The following is a 17575-nucleotide window of genomic DNA, read 5'->3' as shown; positions in this document are numbered from 1 at the left end:
GGTGTATTTTTCCTGATAACGGGATATGCAGAACTTAGGCTTGTCGATTGTTTAGCTTAATATTAAAATGAGAATTATTATCATTTGAGGATAGAGCTGCCATGGCAGATTCTCCGCATTTACCGGTCACCGTTTGGTACCAAGCACATCATCCCTGGTTGTGTCGCTGGCTGAATAAAAAAGTCGGCTGTGCACACCACGCGGCAGACTTGGCTCAGGATACCTTTGTCAAACTCCTGCTAAAGCAGGAAGTGTTACAGCATGTATATACGCCACGCATTTATCTGTTGCAGATTGCCAAAGGCTTAATGATAGACCAGTGGCGTCGCCAGGCCCTGGAACAAAGTTACCTCAATGCACTGAGTCAGGAAGAATCTGCTTATATTTCGCAAGAGCAGCAGGCCATGATAGTCGAAGCCCTGCTGGAAGTGGATGCGATGCTGAGCCGGCTCAACCCCAAGGCCAAGGCGGCCTTTTTGCTGGCGCAGATTTATGGTTTCCAATACAAGGAGATTGCCGAAAGGCTGGCAGTCTCTGAGCGCATGGTAAAAAAATATATGGCGAACGCCATGATGCATTGCCTGTTGTTGCGCCAGCAATGGCAATCTGAAAGACAGCCTGCATGAGGCCGTCTGCAGTCAAGGCAGCAATGCCGCCCTTAGAGCAGCTGGCGTTGCAACAAGCGGCAGAGTGGTTTGCCGTGCTCGGTGATGGCGAACCTGGGCAGGATGAGCGGCAGGCTTGGCAAGCGTGGTTGGCGGCGCATCCTGTCCACCAGCGCGCATGGGCCGAGGTAGAAGCGATTAATGCCAGCTTCTCCAGTCTGAATGCCGTCGCCAGCAAGTCGGCCTCGCACCAAGCCTTGCTGCATTCCAGTGGACGCAGGCAGGCATTAAAAATGCTCGGCCTGGCAGGCGCCACTTACTTGGGCGTGAGCCTGCTGCATCGCTACAGTCCGTGGCAGGATTGGGTGACGACACTTACCGCCAACACCAGCACCTACCGTACGCCAGCAGGCAGAACGCATCGCGTGCTCTTGGCGGATCAAGGCACGCTCTGGTTGAATACCGACACGCAGGTGCGGGTTGCCTATGGCTGGATGTTGCGGCGTATCACGCTGGAATACGGCGAAATACTGCTGCAATCGGGCCATGATCCGCAAGCGCGGCCCTTGGTCGTGGATACGCGGCATGGGCGCTTGACGGCTTTGGGGACGCGCTTTACCGTCTGCCAGCAGGCTGAGCGCACCTTGCTTGCCGTCTATGAGGGGCAGGTGGCGATTACGCCAACACAAGGCAGCCCCATCACGCTGCGTGCCGGGCAGCAGGCCTACTTTGACCGGCACAGTGTTGGCGCTGTACAGGCCGCGCTTCCCGCCCGTGAAGCCTGGACCCGCGGCATCCTGATTGCGGATAATCAATCGCTCAAAGACTTTGTGGCCGAGTTGTCACGCTACCATACGACCTCACTGACAGTGGCCCCAGGCATTGCCCATTTACGCTTAATGGGTGCTTACCCGTTTGCCAACGTGCCGCTGGTGCTACAGGAAATCAGTCATAGTTTGGGTATCCGCCAGCAGACCGATGCACAAGGCAATATCCAGTTGCTGCCTGCTTCTTGAGCGCCTGTCATCGTGTTTGGGATTAGGCACGCGAGAAGTTTTGTATTTTTTTTGTGGGTGAGGTTCCCTTTTTAAAGCGCTGTTTCGGTTTAGAGATAACAACAGATTATTTCTAACCAACAGGGAGCTTGAATGAAATTGCATCACACTTTGCCGCTGGCGCGGCATGTCCGACTGGCGTTACTGACCCTCATGATCAGTAGCATCACGCCATTGCCTATCCTGCATGCCGCTGAGAAAGAAACCGTCCTGCAGGAGTACCAGATTCCCGCTGGCCCATTGAGCCAGGTATTAAGCCGATTTGCCGCCGAAGCGGGCATTATGCTGTCCGCCAACGCTGCGCTGGCCGATGGTAAGTCCAGCACGGGCTTGCATGGCAGGTTTACGGTACAGCAGGCCTTGGAAATCTTGCTCAAAGGCTCGGGGCTGGCAGTTGAGCATCGTGGCGAACACCGGTATGCCATTATTCCGCAATCGGGCAAGGAAAGTACTTTGCCTGAGGTGAAAGTGACAGCCGCGGCCAACAAAGAAACGGCCTGGAGCCCAATCAAAGGCTATATTGCCGAACAGTCCGCCACGGGGACCAAAACCGATACTTCGGTGATGGAAACGCCGCAGTCGGTCTCGGTGGTGACTAAAGATTTTATTCAGGCCATTGGTGCGCAAAGCCTGCGTGAAGGCATGGCCTATACGCCAGGGGTGAATGTGGCGCCTTATGGCCCGGATTCAAGATATGACTGGATTGCCTTGCGTGGCATTGACGCGTATTCACCCGGTTTTTATCAAGACGGCTTGCCGTGGCGCAATGCCGGCACGTTTGCGACCGGCAGAATCGAAAATTATGGCATTGAGCGCCTCGAAATCCTGCGCGGCCCAGCCTCTGTGCTGTATGGGCAAAGTACCGCAGGCGGCTTGATCAATGTGGTCAGCAAACGCCCCACCGCGACCCCACTCAAAGAAATCCAGATGCAACTGGGGAATTACTCGCGTGAGCAGCTCGCCGGTGATTTTTCGGGGCCGCTTAATGAAGACGGCACCGTGTTGTACCGGATGACCGGCCTGGTGCGTGACGCCGACTTGCCGCGTCAAGGCATGAAGGATGACAGGGTGTTTATTGCGCCGTCAATTACCTTTCTGCCTTCAGATAAAACCAGTTTGACCGTCATGTCGCAGTATATGAACTCGGATGGCGGGATCTTTGCAGGGGCCTTGCCAGAACAGGGTACGCTGCTGCGCACGCCATCGGGAGAAAAGTTGCCTTACAAGACCTTTGTCGGCGATAGAAAATTTAACCGCTTTGAGCAAAAGCAATGGTATGTCGGCTATCTGTTTGAGCATAGCTTCAATGACCAGTGGACCTTCAGGCAGAATGCACGCTACAGCGAGGTAGATTTGGCGTATTGGCAGGTGTTTGGACTGGGGTATAACCAGGTCAATCCTGCAGCACCAGCTGATGCAGACAATTATCGCTATATTACCCGCCAGATGAACGGTAGCCCGGACCACATCAAAGCCTTCACCATAGACAATCAGCTGCAATGGCGGATTCAGGCGGGGGATTGGCAACATACCTTGCTGGCGGGCCTGGATTACCAAAAGGTCAGGGACCGCAATCAATTCTATTCTGGCAGTGCGCCAGACCTGGATTTGTTGGCTCCGGAGACTGCACAGAATATCCCTGTGGGCAGTCCTGATACGGATAGCAAGATCAAACTGGCGCAAACCGGTTTTTATCTGCAAGATCAGATCAAATGGGGCTCGCATTGGATTGCAACCTTGGGCGGCCGCTACGACGATGCCACCACTGAGAATGCAGAGCGTATTGCAGGCACGGATGATCGCTACAATGATCATAAATTGACCAGCCGCGCTGGCTTGCTCTATTTAGCAGACAATGGCCTTGCGCCTTATTTCAGCTATTCAGAATCTTTTATCCCCACCACGACGATCAACCCGCAAACAGGCAAAGGCTTTAAACCCGAAACCGGCAAGCAGTATGAGTTCGGTGTGCGCTACCAGCCGCCGGGCAGCAAAAACAGATACAGTGCGGCATGGTTTGAGTTGGAACGTAACAATATTATTACTTACGACCCCAACTTTAGCCCCCGGCAAACTGGACAGATGCAGGTGCGTGGACTGGAGCTCGAAATACAAACACAGCCGATTGAACATATGAACCTGATTACGGCCTATACGTATACGCCCAAGGTTGAAATCACCGCCAGCAGCAACCCGCAGCAGATAGGCACGCCTTTGCTGGCCACGCCTGAAAACACGCTCGCGGTGTGGAGTGATTACCGCTTTAATAATGGGTTAAAAGTGGGCTTGGGTGCACGCTATAACGGCTCTACCCGTGGCAATTTTGATTCTGCATCCGAGCGGATTCCATCATATACCTTATGGGATGCCTTGGTCGGGTATGACCTGCAGCACTGGACGCTGGCATTCAATGCACGCAACCTGGCCAATAAAGAATATATCGCTAATTGCGCTGTTGGCAGTTGCTACTATGGCGAGCCACGGCGTGCCATGCTGACGGCCACCTATCGCTGGTAAACGGTGTGTACTTCGAGGCATAGTCTTTTATAGCCGTTTGTGCAGACTGTGCTAAGGCCTCAAAACAAACAGCCCGATCGTTTATCGGGCTGTTTGTTTACGTGGTTAAGCTAGAACCGTTCTGGATTAAATCCAAGGATGGCGCGGCGGTTTCACCTTGTTCAGGCTGTAGTTGCCGACGGCATGGTATTTCCAGCGTACCGGATCGTGCAGGGTATGCGTACGTGCATTGCGCCAGTGGCGGTCCAGGTTGTACTCACCCAGGGTTGAGCGTGTGCCGGCCAGTTCAAACAGTTTACTACCTGCCAGCAAGGCAGTTTCGGTACTTAGCACTTTGGCTTCAGCTACCGCAATCGAAGCTTCGGCCACGGTGTCTTCATTCGGGTTACGCTGCGCTTCGTCTATGTATTCACCCGCGCGTGCCAGTAAGGCCTCGGTGGCGTGCAGGCGAATCTGCAAGTCACCGATATCCTTGATGGTATGCGGATCTTCGTAGCCGTGTTCCAGATCGGTATCTATCCATGGCCGTGTGTAGTTGCGCACAAAGTGCAGCGTATCTTTAAACGCTGCGCGGGCGATGCCGGTATCCACCGCCGCCTGGATAATCTGCGCAATCGGCCCCATGGTGGTCGGGCGGTCAAACGCCAAATGATGCGGCAACACATATTCGCTGGGCACAAAAATATTTTCCAGGATGGTCGTCCCGCTAGCGGTGGTGCGTTGGCCAAAGCTGGACCAGTCATCAATAATGGTCAGGCCTTCTGCGCCAGCGGGTACGAATGCCACCACGGTGTTGTCGTGTTCATCTTTGGCCACCACTGGCACCCAGTCCGCCAGCAAGGCGCCTGAAGAATAGAATTTTTTGCCGTTTAAAAAGTAGCCGCTATTGGTGGGCGTGAGTTTGGTTTTCACGTCATTGACGCTCTTGGTGCCAATCTCGGAGAAAGCATTGCCAAACCGCACGCCTTGCAGCACCAACTCAAAAAAGTATTTTTTCTGAAACTCTGAGCCATCCAGGCGCAAGCCTTCCACCATATATAAATGATTCTGTGGAATCTGGCCGACACTGGGGTCGGCTTCGGCCACGGTGGCTACCACTTCTGCCAGCGTTTTGTTAGAGACAAAGGCGCCGCCATATTCTTTAGGTACGGTAATGCCCCACAAGCCGCTGCTTGAAAACAGGTCGAGCTCTTTGCGAGGCAGGCGGCGTTCCTGGTCGCGCAGGGCGGCTTCTTTAGCGATTTCGCTGGCCACCTGCTTGGCGACGGTCAAGGCTTCGGCGTCACTTTTAATCAAATGCGCGGGTTGCCGCGGCAGGTTTACAGGCAAATGCGCAATTTTATTTGCTTGTGCAGTCATAGTCTTTCCTTGTTCAAAAAGGGATCAATAAAGCGTGACGGGGATGTTGTTTGCGCCACGCGTCTGTTAATGCTGTTGCATTTAATATGCCAATAACTAAATCATTGAATTTAAAAAAGAATATAAATTAAAGCGCCGGCAGCCGCCTCTATAGAAACAGTTTGTTGCTGAATCGCTGCTGCAAAATCAGCAACCATCGGAAGACGAAAGCACGACTAAGCGCCGCATGGCAGCGGAAAACTGCTGATTTAGCAGCAGTTGATCAGCAACTAGCGCTGGAATCCAACACTTATTAAAAGGGATTTTTTATATAAGTCATTGAAATATAACTATATTATTCCCTGGCATGGATGGTGCTAATACTCTAGCAAGCGAGTCGGTTGCGAGTTTTCGTGCAAACGACATTAGTCACCGATATTTCAGGAGTCATGATGAGCCGTCCTTTAAAAGTCACTGCCGTCTCCGGCAGCTATAAATTACCTTCCAGAACCGCTGCGTTGGTGCAGGCGATCACGCAAAAGTTGGGGCAGCAAATCCCGATTGATCTGCACGTGGTGGAGTTAAGCGAAATCGCCGGCAGCCTGGTCGCTTCCTACGACCCCAAAGCGTTGCCAGTCAACGTGCAACAAGATATCCAGGCGATTGAAACCGCTGATTTGCTGGTGGTGGCGACACCAGTGTACCGCGCCTCTTATGGTGGGTTGTTCAAGCATTTGTTTGATCTGGTGCACCTCGAAGCCTTGGTGGATGTGCCTGTGCTGCTGGCCGCGACTGGCGGGACAGAGCGCCATGCCTTGATTATTGATCATGAGCTGCGTCCATTATTCAGTTTCTTCCAGGCAGTCACGTTGCCAATCGGCGTATATGCGGTTGAAGCGGATTTTGAAAATTACCAAATCAAGAGTGAGGCGGTGAAAGCGCGCATTGATCTTGCGGTAGAGCGTGCGCTGCCTTTGCTCAAGCATCGCGAGCTGTTGAGCCAGGAAAAATTATTAGCCATTTAAATCCAGTGACTTTTGGAGAGATATAAAGATGAGTACAGAAAACATTAAATTTGCTTATTGGGTGCCTAACGTCAGTGGTGGTCTAGTGGTCAGTAACATTGAGCAGCGCACCAGTTGGGATATCGATTACAACCGCAAGCTGGCACAAATTGCCGAAAAAGCCGGATTTGAATATGCCTTGAGCCAAATTCGTTTTACTGCGGGCTATGGGGCTGAGTTCCAGCATGAGTCGGTGTCTTTTTCGCATGCTTTGCTGGCAGCGACCACCAAACTCAAGGTGATTGCCGCCATTTTGCCTGGCCCCTGGAATCCGGTGCTGGCCGCCAAACAATTGGCGACGATTGATATTCTCACCCAGGGACGGATTGCGGTGAACATCGTCTCCGGCTGGTTCCGTGGAGAGTTTACGGCGATTGGCGAGCATTGGCTGGATCACGACGAACGCTATCGCCGTTCACGCGAGTTTATTGAGGCGCTCAAAGGAATCTGGACCCAGGATAACTTTACTTACAGAGGCGATTTTTACCGGTTTAGTAACTACTCACTCAAGCCTAAACCCTTGCAGCAGCCACATCCAGAAATTTTCCAGGGCGGTAGTTCACGTGCCGCGCGGGATAATGCGGCCGCCGTCTCAGACTGGTACTTCACCAACGGCAATACGGTAGAGGGGATCAAGGCCCAGGTGGACGATATACGCGCCAAGGCGGCGGCCAATAAGCATCACGTCAAGATTGGCGTCAATGCCTTTGTGATTGCCCGCGATACCGAAGAAGAAGCCAAAGCGGTATTGAAGGAAATTATTGATAAAGCCAACCCTGAAGCGGTGAATGCGTTTGGCCATGAAGTGAAAAATGCGGGCGCTGCCAGCCCGGAGCGTGAAGGTAACTGGGCGAAGTCGAGCTTTGAAGACCTGGTGCAGTATAACGATGGCTTTAAAACCAATTTAATAGGCACCCCCCAGCAAATTGCCGAGCGTATTGTCGCTTTGAAGGCCGTTGGGGTTGATCTGGTATTGGCGGGCTTTTTGCACTTTCAGGAAGAGGTCGCTTATTTTGGTGAAAAAGTGCTGCCATTGGTGCGTGAGCTGGAAGCTAAAACCTTGGCCAAAGCGGCTTAACTGAAACGGCAGGAAACAGGCAATGGCAGAGACTTTACCCCACTTGCTGACGGTGCAAGCCGTGGAGCGGCCGCATCATGTCGCAATCAGGCATAAACAGCTGGGCCTCTGGCAGCAGACCTCTTGGCTCGCGGTGCAAGAGGACGTCACAAAGGCCGCACAGTATTTGCAGCAACAAGGTTTTCGCCAGGGCGACACTTTATTTTTGTTGAGTGAGCCGCGGCCCGAGGCCTTATTGTTGGCACTGGCTGCCCATTGGCTGGGCGGCGTGGCGGCGCCGCTGGACCCGGCTTTTGCGCAACCGCAGTTACTGGATTTATTGCATACCTTGCGGCCGCAATTTGTGTTTGCCGAAGCACAGGCACAGGTGGATCAAGTATTGGCTGCCAAACCCGATAGCGCCGTGGTGATTTATGCCGATGCGCGCGGCTTGGCCGGGTATCAGCATCCTGCGCTCGTTAGCTATGCACAGGTGGTGGCAACGGCAGAAATTCAAGCCATTGCGCCTGCGGTAACGGCCGATGAAATTGCCTTCCGCTTTTACCGTTTGAGTACCAACTATGCGCTGGAATACAGTGAGGTGAGCCATGCCGAACTACTCAGGAATGGCCGCCAACTGGTCACTCAGGAGGCACTGACAGCACATGAAGAGGCCTTGGCCGCTCGCGCATTTGCTGCCAGCGGTCATGCCAAATACCTGCTTTCGCCGTGGCTATTGGCAGGCTTTACGCTGAATTTTCCAGAAAATCTGGCGACCCGGGATACCGACAGGCGCGAACTCGGCCCCACGCTGGTCGCTGGCACGGCAACCACTTACCAGCGCCTGTATGCCCTCACCCAATCCCGCTGGCCCTTGCCCGGCAGCTGGCAGCATCGGGTTGTGGCCTGGGCCTTGCGTGCAGCCAAAACCCGGCTGCCGCTGATCGCTGCCTTTGCGCGCTGGCTGGTCATCTTGCCCTTGCAGGATGTGCTAGGCCTGCGGCGTACCCGTGTGCCATTGCTGGTGGGCGAACCCTTGTCACCTGAAGCGACACAGTTTTTTGCTGACATTGGCATCCACGTGCGGGCTTGGCCGGAAGCCACTGCCTGGCAAACCAGCCAGTTGCAAGTCATTCCGCATGAGTCACATGAGGCCCATGCATTTTGGGGATTCTCCAAATGGAAGGCTGCGATATGAGTTCTACCCAAGCTGCACCTAAACCATTACTGGCCTTAGACGGTATTTCATTATCTTTTAAGGGCGTAAAAGCCATCACCAATATCAGTTTTGCAGTTAATGAGGGCGAAATTTGTGCCTTGATTGGCCCGAATGGCGCGGGCAAAAGCTCATTACTGAATGTGATAAATGGCGTCTATCAACCCGATGAAGGCAGCATCCGCTACCAGGATGCGGTACGTAGTGCCATGCATCCGCAATGGGCCGCCAGACGCGGTGTGGCACGCACTTTTCAAAATATTGCCTTGTTTAAAGGCATGTCGGTGCTCGACAACGTGCTGACCGGCACCAACCTCAAGGTCAAAAGCAGTTGGCTGGAGCAGGTATTTAACATAGGTCGCGCGCCTGCGGATGCCTTGGCACAACGGCAAAAAGCAGAGCGCGTGATTGCTTTTCTCAAGTTGCAACCCTGGCGTAACAGCGTTGTGGGCAGTTTGCCCTATGGCTTGCAAAAGCGCGTTGAGCTTGCCCGTGCACTGGCTGCCGAGCCTCAACTGCTGTTGCTGGATGAACCGATGGCGGGCATGAACGCCGATGAAAAGGCGGAGATGAGCCGGTTTATCCGTGAAACCAACCGCGAGTTTGGCACCACAATTGTGCTGATTGAGCATGATATCGGCGTGGTGATGACGCTGTCAGACCATGTGGTGGTGCTGGATTATGGCAAGAAGATCGGCGATGGCACGCCGGATGAAGTGCGCGTCAACCCGGAAGTGATTGCCGCCTACCTGGGCACCAAACACTGAGGCAATACAAGGATCAATTGAGATGAGTTTTTTTCTGGAAGTCCTGACTGGTGGCTTGCTGGCGGGTGTCATGTATTCGTTGGTCGCCATCGGCTTTGTGCTGATCTATAAGGCTTCTGGCGTGTTTAATTTTGCCCAGGGGTCTATGGTGCTGTTCGCGGCATTAACCTTTGTCAGCCTGGTCGAGCGTGGCGTGCCGTTCTGGGGCGCTTTTGTATTGACCTTGCTGACCATGGCGGTACTGGCTTGGCTAATTGAGTGGCTGGTGTTACGGCCGCTGGTGAACCGTTCGCCAATTACCTTGTTCATGGCGACCCTGGGCCTGAGCTATATCGTTGAGGGGCTGGCGCAAGCCGTGTGGGGCGCACAAGTGCACGCGCTGGAGATTGGCATCAACGACGAGCCGTATGAAGTCTTTGGTATTTTGCTGTCACAGTTTGATTTGTTCGCGGCGGCCATTGCCGGTGGCCTGGTCGCGCTGCTCGGTGTCCTATTTAATAAAACCCGCATTGGCATTGCCTTGCGCGCCGTGGCAGATGACCAACTGGCGGCCTTAGCGGTGGGCATCCATCTGCAACGCTTGTGGCTGATTGTGTGGGCGGTGGCCGGTTTTGTCGGCCTGGTCGCCGGCATGTTGTGGGGCGCACGCGTCGGCGTGCAGTTCTCGCTGTCGCTGATTGTGCTCAAGGCGTTGCCGGTGCTGATTATTGGCGGCTTTACCTCAATTGAAGGTGCGATCGTCGGTGGTCTGATCGTTGGCGCCAGCGAAAAACTTGCTGAGGTCTTCATCGGCCCGCTGATTGGCGGCGGCATTGAAAACTGGTTTCCCTATGTGTTGGCGATGTTGTTTCTGCTGGTCCGGCCCTATGGGTTGTTTGGCGACAAAGCGATTGAACGTGTTTAGAAAATAGAGAGCAGGCAGGCTTAGCATGTGGTATCAAGAAACAGGACAATTTATTACCGAGTATAGGCTGGATAAACGGTTTTTCCGCCTCAAGCAGGAGCGCTGGGCGTTTGCAGCCTTACTGGCATTCGCCTTTCTCGTGGTCCCCGCCATTGGCAACGATTACTGGTTTAGCGCCATCCTCATCCCGGTGCTGGTGCTGTCGCTGGCTGGCTTGGGCTTGAATTTGCTCACTGGCTACGCTGGCCAGCTGTCTTTAGGCTCTGCGGCTTTTATGGCGGTAGGCGCGTTTGCTACCTACAACTTTCATCTGCGGCTAGAAGGCTTGCCATTGCTTGCCAGCCTGATCTTGGGTGGGTTGACGGCAGGTGGCGTCGGTCTGGTGTTCGGGTTGCCGAGCTTGCGCATCAAAGGCTTTTACCTGATTGTGGCGACGTTGGCGGCGCAGTTTTTTGTGCAATGGGTATTCACCACATTCTCCTGGTTTTCCAACAACTCTTCATCCGGCGTCATTACGGCACCGCCCTTGCACATCTTGGGCACAGATTTGAGTACCCCGGCGGGACGTTACCTGCTGACCTTGACGGTTGTGGTGGCGCTAGGCTGGCTGGCAAAAACCATCGTCAGTGGCGAACTCGGACGCAAGTGGATGGCGGTACGCGATATGGATACAGCTGCCGCCGTGATCGGGATTTCTGTGCCAAAAACCAAATTACTGGCCTTTGCGATCAGCTCGTTTTACCTGGGGATTGCAGGTGCGCTGTGGGCGTTCACTTACCTGGGCACCGTTGAGCCGCATGGCTTTGATTTGTCACGTTCATTCCAAATCCTATTCATCATTATTATTGGTGGCATGGGTAGTATCCTCGGCAACTTTCTGGGCGCGGCTTTTATAGTCTTGTTCCCTATTCTGCTTTCTCAGATATCGACAAGCCTGTTGGCCGGAGCGATTGATCCTGGCCAATTGGAAAATTTCCAAAAAATGATTTTTGGTGCCTTGATCATCTTTTTCCTGATCAAAGAGCCCAACGGTTTGGCCAAGGTCTGGCAAACCGCCAAACAACGGCTGCGGGTCTGGCCGCTACGTTTCTAGGCCGTTCCTGACGAATTGATTGAAGGAGACTTCCATGTGTTAAACAGCCTCACACGGTCTTTTATATAACAAAAAACGATTAAGAGAGATTTCTATATTTTTATAAGGAGTATTTAAGTGAAATTTTTAAGCAAACATCGCTGGCTGTGGCTGGCATTGGGGTTGGGGGTTGCCAGCTTGTCTACGCAAGTGCAAGCAGCTAATGAGCAGTATTTTCCGCTGCAAAGTTACCGCATTGGGCCTTATGCGGCAGGCGGTTCTGGATTTTTTGGCGGCTTTATCGATTATTTACAGTACATTAATGCCAAGGATGGCGGCGTCAATGGCGTCAAACTGACCTGGAGTGAGTGCGAAACCGAATACGTCGTGGAAAAAGGCGTGGAGTGCTACGAGCGCCTGAAAAAAGGCCTGAACGGCGCACCGGCGGCCGCGACCAATCCGCTGTCCGTGGGTATTGCCTACGCGACCCTGGAGCGCTCGACCACAGACAAATTGCCGCTGATCACGATTAACCACGGCCGTACCGATTCGACCGATGGTAGTGTGTTCCCTTATGCCTTCCCGCTGCAATTAAACCCGTACAGCGAAGTGTCTGCGATCGTGAACTATATTGCCCAGCAATCTGGCGGTCTGGACAAGCTCAAAGGCAAAAAAATTGTCACCTTGTACCACGGCTCGCCTTATGGCAAGGAAACCAGCCCGATTCTGGAACTCCTGGCCAAGAAATACGGCTTTGAACTGACCTTGCTCGAAGTGCCGCATCCTGGCAACGAGCAACAGTCGCAATGGCTGACAATACGCCGCATCAAGCCGGATTGGGTGATTTTACGTGGCTGGGGTGTGATGAATCCGGTGGCCTTAAAAACCGCGCAAAAAACCGGTTTTCCGGCCGACCATATCATCGGCAATATCTGGAGCAACTCTGAAGATGATGCGGCACCTGCAGGCAACGCCGCCAAGGGGTTTATCTCAATCACGACACATCCTTCAGGTACCAGTTTCCCGGTATTGCAAGGCATCAACCAATACGTGATCAAAGCTGGTAAAGGCAACCTGCAAGACGCTAAACGCTTTGGCAATGTGTATTACAACCTGGGTGTGGTCAATGGCATCCTCAACGTGGAGGCCGTGCGTGTGGCGCAAGCCAAATTCGGTAAACGCCCATTGAGCGGTGAAGAAGTACGCTGGGGCTTTGAGAACCTCAAACTCGATGATGCCCGCTTGAAAGAATTGGGCGCATTAGGCCTGGTGCAACCACTCAAACTGAGTTGCGCTGACCATGAAGGCGGCGGTGCCGTCCGCTTCCAGCAGTGGGATGGCAGCAAGTGGAAAGTGATTTCTGACTGGGTACAGGCTGATCGCCAGTTGCTGCGGCCGATTATTGAAAAATCTTCCCATGAGTATGCCAAGGAAAAAGGCATCACGCCACGCGATTGCAGTAAAGAGGTTGTTGCTGCCAACTAAATACTGATCGTAGAACGATGATCGTGGCACACCGCTAGGCGGTGTGCCGTTGCAGTTTGCTGCCGTGGGCAAGTCTTGCCCCTTGCCGACGACAGTCAATTGAGGAGTAAAACATGACACAAGCACAATTAAACACCCTCCCGCCGCAAGCGCTGACTGCGGTTGAGTCCTTGTTGCAGCTGGACAATATTGAGGTGATCTATGAAAAAGTCATTTTTGCCATCAAGCATATTTCTTTAGAGGTTAAACCACAGTCTATTGTGGCCTTGCTTGGCGCGAATGGCGCTGGCAAAAGTACCATCCTGAAAGCGATTTCTGGCCTGGCCCCGGCACAACGCGGCGAAATTGTGCAAGGCCGGATTGTGTATGCCGGTAAAGAAATCACCAGGGCCACGCCGGGCCAGTTGGTGGCGCAAGGTCTGGTACAGGTGCTGGAGGGCCGGCATTGCTTTGGCCATTTAACCGTTGAGGAAAACCTGCTGACGGGTGCGTTTATCCGCAGGCCTTCAGGTAAAAGCCTGGCGCACGACCTGGAAAAGGTTTATGCCTTTTTTCCGCGCCTGAAGTTATTGCGTAAAAACTATGCCGGGTATACTTCCGGGGGCGAGCAGCAAATGGTGGCGATCGGCCGTGCGTTGATGGCAAACCCAAAACTAATCTTGCTTGACGAGCCTTCCATGGGGCTGGCGCCGCAGATTGTGGAAGAAATTTTTGAGATTGTGCACCAGTTACAGCAGACGCAAGGCTTGAGCTTTTTGCTGGCGGAGCAGAACGCCACCGTGGCTTTGCGTTACGCGGACCATGCATATGTGCTCGAGAGTGGCCATATCACGCAACAAGGGGATGCGCAGACCATAGCCAGTAGCCAGGCCTTAAGTGACTCTTATCTGGGGAGTCGCTAAGTTAAAATAGCAGCTAATAAAAAACGGCCATGATGGCCGTTTTTTATTGCAGGGTATAACTAGAAAAAGTGTGCCACATGGAAGATGGCTTTAATGCCATCAATATCCGGTAGCGTATTGCGGTTTTCCCTGAAGTAAAACACATCAATGCGTTTGTTGCTGTCACCGTCAATTAAATAACCCACGCCGATATCCACGCGCTTGCGGTCCAGGCCTGTCGTATCATTATTAAATTCCTGGTAAATGATTTTAGGCTGGAATTTACCGATGCCCACTTTTTCGGCAAAGGTATAGCTGCCATTGACAAAAAAGCCTTTGGCTTCTGGTAAGACGGTGTCGCCGGTATTGTCATTGTCATAGTTGTAATAAGAAGCCTCTGCCCCCAGCACGGCGCCGTCACTGAGCGGTTTTTCCAGGCGTGCATCCAGGTTCCAGTATTTGGAATCGCCTTTGTTCAGGATCGTCCCTGCGCCATCTTTTTGATAACGGTAAGAGCCACCCACAGAGAAAATCGATTTTTTACCATCATAGCTGGCCAGGTTATAAAAGCCTGGCTCGGTATCCCAGAAGTTATATTGCAGCCGGGTGGCATAAGACAAATTGTCGGCTTGGTTAGAACCGCCCTGGCGACCGTTAGTGGCCGATACGTAGTATTTGAAGGCCTCGCTCTTGTCGGTGCCGAAGAAGACCGCACCATTATCACGGCCTGCAAACTGGTAAGAGCCTAATTCGGCAATCGGGAAGTCAAACGTGGTGGAATAAAGCGGGGCAGCAGCGGAGGCGCGGCTGGCCGGTGGCAAAAAGCGACCCGCCCAAAAATGTGCGTAGTTGTTAAACTCCAAGCCCAGATGGCCATCCAGTAACTCTATTTTGTCGTCAGCTGAGTTGCGGGCAAAGTTAAACTCGAAGGTAACGTTCTCATGCACCTTACCGTTGGTATATAAACGCGCCTCTTCAACTTCAAAGTCATTTGAGCGGTCTTTGCCATTAGGGGCTGCATCTTTAATTGAGCTAAAGCTGACCCGTGAGGCAATGCCGAGATTAATAAACTGGTTTTCGTTGCGTTGCAGGGTGGCTTCGGCAAAGACTTGGTTACTCAGCAAGGCAAGGCCGATGGATAAAGAAATTTGTCGAAGCTTAGGACTTATTGGTTGTGTGTTCATGTGTGCACTCTGTGATTAATCAGTTATCAATAGATGGAGATCAGGCAACCGCGCTACGATGCGCAGGTTGCTTTCCAGAGTGACCTTTTGCAGAATCTATGCCAGAAAATTAATACATATAAATCAATTGCTTAGTTTGATTTATGCGCGGGTGGCTTGCTTGCGTGCGTGCAAGGTGCTGTCGGCCTGCCTTTGAATCAGCAAGCGGCGAGGATGAAAAGTATGCTGGCTGCATCCGTGGCAATTGGCACAAATGCGGTAGTTACGAAATATAGCTGCAGCAATGCGATGAGGCCAATAGATGCCTAAATTGGCCTAGCTGCCAATTAAGGCAGCCAGGCGATGAGGGTTATTTACGTTCGGGCGCCTTGCAAGCTTTTAAGTGCAAGTGATCGCTGTCATCCAGTGTGGTCTGGTCACCATTTAAGTGCAAATCCATGGTGCCATAATGATAGTGTTGCTTGTCGGTAGCATCGCGCATCAGTGCTACTTCGTGGTCGGGTAACATGACCCAGGCTTCTTCGCCATTTTCAGAAAGTTTGAGGCCAAAAGACTGATAGTTTTCACATTGGTAATGCAGTGCCTCTTTGCCATAGCGCGGAACTTCTTTGGTGCCTTTGTCGAACACACTGGGTAACTCTATGCTTTTGCAGCCAAATAATAATCCGCTGGTGCCCGCCAAAATGATGAATCTGTAGATGTTTTTCATTATTTAAATCTGGTCTTAAAGGGGTTAAAAGAATCGGCTATGCACGCTATTGTGCCAGCCATGCTTGGCAGACTCAATCATTTTGCGGCGTGGGCTTGGTAGGCAGCGCGTTGCAGGCGGTCGCGTAAGGCATCCCAGGCGGCAGTGGCAGGGGGCGACTCTATTAATATGGTTTCAGCCTGTGCTGCATCTAAGGTATGCAATGCCGCATAAAGCTGTTCGGCTGCCAGCGCAGGTTCTGCCGGCAGGTGAATCTCCTGAGCGGTGAGGGTCAAGTCAGCGCTAAATAATAAGCTGGCACTGTTGGGATGCTGTTGTGCATAGTCGCGCATGGCATGTGTGGAGCAAAATAGCATGCAGGGCGTCCGTGGGGAGTAATGTAGCAAATGCTGTCCCGGTACTTTGGGGAGATCGGTCTCTGCTAGTGCCTTAGCGGGCTTGCCTGCGATGGCCGCAATTGCTGCCGCGTCTATCATGCCTGGCCGCAATAACATCCACGTATCTACATGCACGCTCACAATGGTCGACTCTATGCCGACCTGGCATGCACCGCCATCCAGCACGGGAATGTTGGCGCCCAACCCTGCTTCCACATGCGCTGCAGTGGTCGGGCTTAATTGCGTGTATTTATTCGCCGACGGTGCCGCCAGTCCCAAGCCACTCTCGTTAAGCAGGGCAAGCGCAACGGGATGGGCAGGAATGCGCAAAGCCACGGTCGGTTCGCCAGCACGTACAGCCATAGAGACTTCCTCCCGGGCAGGTAACACTAATGTCAGTGGGCCGGGCCAGAAAGCGGCTGCCAGCTTTTGCGCCAATGGTGGAAACGTGCTGGCCCAATCAGTCACTTGTTCAATTCGTCCAATATGCACAATCAACGGATTATTGGCTGGCCGCTCTTTGGTCGCATAGATTTTGGCAACGGCCAAGTCATTGCGAGCATCTGCAGCCAGGCCATACACCGTCTCGGTCGGGATGGCGACCACTTCACCGCGTAGCAATCGTTCTATCGCCTCAATCTGGCTGATACGCATCATGCACTCTTACAAATCATTAAAAATGTATTTTACTCTGTAAAACCCTGACGGCTAAAGCGGGCTTCCTATAAAATGCCCGCTTTGATTCAAGGAGTCCATTATGCAAATTCAAGTTCAACACAATCCTGCCGAAACACAATTAAAGGCCTTGGGCGTATCCAAGTGGCCGACCTGGAAAAAGGAAGTCTCAACGTTTGATTGGATCTTTCACGAGCAGGAGCAGGCTTATATATTAGAAGGCCAATGTGTAGTGACCCCGGTCGGTGGCGCGCCGGTCAGTTTTGGCAAGGGCGACTTTGTGGTTTTTCCGGCAGGCCTTAAGGTGAGCTGGGAGGTCAAACAACCCCTGCATAAGCATTATCATCTGGATGGCAATGTGTTGACGCAAACTTGGTTGCGTATCAAGGCGGCTTTCAAGAAATAATCATCAATTTGTAACAAAAGTGTAAGAGTCGCAAATAGGGGTTGACCGCAAAGCGGATCGCTGTAAAATGCGCGGCTCACTTCAACGAAGCGAAAGATTAGTTGAAGATGTGTAGTAAGAAAAGCGTATCTGCGGAGTTGGTTAATAACTGTATAAAATGATTTTTAAATAGTTGTTGACCGGAATAAAAACCTCTGTATAATGCGCGCTTCGCTTGAAACGAAGCGAAGTTTAAAAAGCCTTCGAGGCACTGTTCTTTAAAA

The 17575-nt window shown here is 52.5% G+C and carries 16 protein-coding genes; 12 read left to right on the top strand and 4 right to left on the bottom strand.

All coding sequences use genetic code 11. From position 1 onward, the window contains the following. Nucleotides 1–101 precede the first annotated feature (101 nt). From ACIDF8_RS07850 to ACIDF8_RS07840, 3 genes are all read left to right on the top strand, one after another. Complete coding sequence (locus tag ACIDF8_RS07850) at nucleotides 102–626, top strand: sigma-70 family RNA polymerase sigma factor (RefSeq protein WP_412010069.1); 525 nt, start codon at nucleotides 102–104, stop codon at nucleotides 624–626. Beyond that, nucleotides 623–1621, top strand: a complete 999-nt coding sequence (locus ACIDF8_RS07845) for a FecR domain-containing protein (protein ID WP_412010068.1) — start codon at nucleotides 623–625, stop codon at nucleotides 1619–1621. The genes ACIDF8_RS07850 and ACIDF8_RS07845 overlap by 4 nt, the downstream gene beginning before the upstream one ends. Before the next feature lie 132 nt (nucleotides 1622–1753). Further along, the gene (locus ACIDF8_RS07840; RefSeq protein ID WP_412010067.1) at nucleotides 1754–4177 is read left to right on the top strand and encodes a TonB-dependent siderophore receptor; all 2424 of its coding nucleotides are present in this window, start codon (nucleotides 1754–1756) and stop codon (nucleotides 4175–4177) included. Nucleotides 4178–4303: 126 nt separating this feature from the next. Here the strand turns inward: ACIDF8_RS07840 and ACIDF8_RS07835 are convergent, their stop codons facing one another. Beyond that, the gene (locus tag ACIDF8_RS07835) at nucleotides 4304–5536 is read right to left on the bottom strand and encodes an SfnB family sulfur acquisition oxidoreductase (RefSeq protein WP_412010066.1); all 1233 of its coding nucleotides are present in this window, start codon (nucleotides 5534–5536) and stop codon (nucleotides 4304–4306) included. Nucleotides 5537–5967: 431 nt separating this feature from the next. Here ACIDF8_RS07835 and msuE point away from each other — a divergent pair, with 431 nt between their 5' ends. From msuE to ACIDF8_RS07795, 8 genes are all read left to right on the top strand, one after another. Then, entirely contained in the window at nucleotides 5968–6540 is a 573-nt protein-coding gene (gene msuE, locus ACIDF8_RS07830) for an FMN reductase (protein ID WP_412010065.1), read from the top strand. 28 nt (nucleotides 6541–6568) lie between these two features. Next, nucleotides 6569–7657, top strand: a complete 1089-nt coding sequence (gene sfnG / locus ACIDF8_RS07825; RefSeq protein ID WP_412010064.1) for a dimethylsulfone monooxygenase SfnG — start codon at nucleotides 6569–6571, stop codon at nucleotides 7655–7657. 22 nt (nucleotides 7658–7679) lie between these two features. Continuing rightward, nucleotides 7680–8834: an AMP-binding protein gene (locus tag ACIDF8_RS07820; RefSeq protein WP_412010063.1), complete on the top strand. Its 1155-nt coding sequence runs from the start codon at nucleotides 7680–7682 to the stop codon at nucleotides 8832–8834. Beyond that, the gene (locus tag ACIDF8_RS07815; RefSeq protein WP_412010062.1) at nucleotides 8831–9619 is read left to right on the top strand and encodes an ABC transporter ATP-binding protein; all 789 of its coding nucleotides are present in this window, start codon (nucleotides 8831–8833) and stop codon (nucleotides 9617–9619) included. Before ACIDF8_RS07820 ends, ACIDF8_RS07815 begins: the two co-directional genes overlap by 4 nt. Nucleotides 9620–9641: 22 nt before the next feature. Then, nucleotides 9642–10523 carry a branched-chain amino acid ABC transporter permease gene (locus tag ACIDF8_RS07810; RefSeq protein WP_412010061.1) on the top strand — a complete coding sequence of 294 codons (882 nt, stop codon included), beginning with the start codon at nucleotides 9642–9644 and terminating at the stop codon, nucleotides 10521–10523. 25 nt (nucleotides 10524–10548) lie between these two features. After that, a complete protein-coding gene (locus ACIDF8_RS07805) occupies nucleotides 10549–11616 on the top strand; it encodes a branched-chain amino acid ABC transporter permease (protein ID WP_412010060.1) in 1068 nt (355 codons plus the stop codon). 117 nt (nucleotides 11617–11733) lie between these two features. After that, a complete protein-coding gene (locus ACIDF8_RS07800; protein ID WP_412010059.1) occupies nucleotides 11734–13080 on the top strand; it encodes an ABC transporter substrate-binding protein in 1347 nt (448 codons plus the stop codon). A 113-nt stretch (nucleotides 13081–13193) separates the two neighbouring features. Further along, on the top strand, nucleotides 13194–13982 hold the full coding sequence (locus tag ACIDF8_RS07795) for an ABC transporter ATP-binding protein (RefSeq protein ID WP_412010058.1): 789 nt from the start codon (nucleotides 13194–13196) through the stop codon (nucleotides 13980–13982). Nucleotides 13983–14041: 59 nt separating this feature from the next. Here the strand turns inward: ACIDF8_RS07795 and ACIDF8_RS07790 are convergent, their stop codons facing one another. From ACIDF8_RS07790 to ACIDF8_RS07780, 3 genes are all read right to left on the bottom strand, one after another. Beyond that, nucleotides 14042–15145, bottom strand: coding sequence for a porin (locus ACIDF8_RS07790; RefSeq protein ID WP_412010057.1), 1104 nt, complete (start codon nucleotides 15143–15145; stop codon nucleotides 14042–14044). 349 nt (nucleotides 15146–15494) lie between these two features. Continuing rightward, the gene (locus ACIDF8_RS07785; RefSeq protein ID WP_412010056.1) at nucleotides 15495–15854 is read right to left on the bottom strand and encodes a hypothetical protein; all 360 of its coding nucleotides are present in this window, start codon (nucleotides 15852–15854) and stop codon (nucleotides 15495–15497) included. 77 nt (nucleotides 15855–15931) lie between these two features. Continuing rightward, entirely contained in the window at nucleotides 15932–16888 is a 957-nt protein-coding gene (locus tag ACIDF8_RS07780; protein ID WP_412010055.1) for an L-threonylcarbamoyladenylate synthase, read from the bottom strand. Nucleotides 16889–16988: 100 nt separating this feature from the next. Between ACIDF8_RS07780 and ACIDF8_RS07775 the strand changes: the two genes are divergently transcribed. Then, nucleotides 16989–17312 carry a cupin domain-containing protein gene (locus tag ACIDF8_RS07775; RefSeq protein WP_412010054.1) on the top strand — a complete coding sequence of 108 codons (324 nt, stop codon included), beginning with the start codon at nucleotides 16989–16991 and terminating at the stop codon, nucleotides 17310–17312. The last annotated feature ends 263 nt before the right edge of the window (nucleotides 17313–17575 follow it).

This window comes from Methylophilus sp. 3sh_L (assembly GCF_046766015.1).
Taxonomy (GTDB): Bacteria; Pseudomonadota; Gammaproteobacteria; order Burkholderiales; family Methylophilaceae; genus Methylophilus.
The sequence above is the reverse complement of the archived record's forward strand: the minus strand, read 5'-3'. Positions and strand labels throughout refer to the sequence as shown.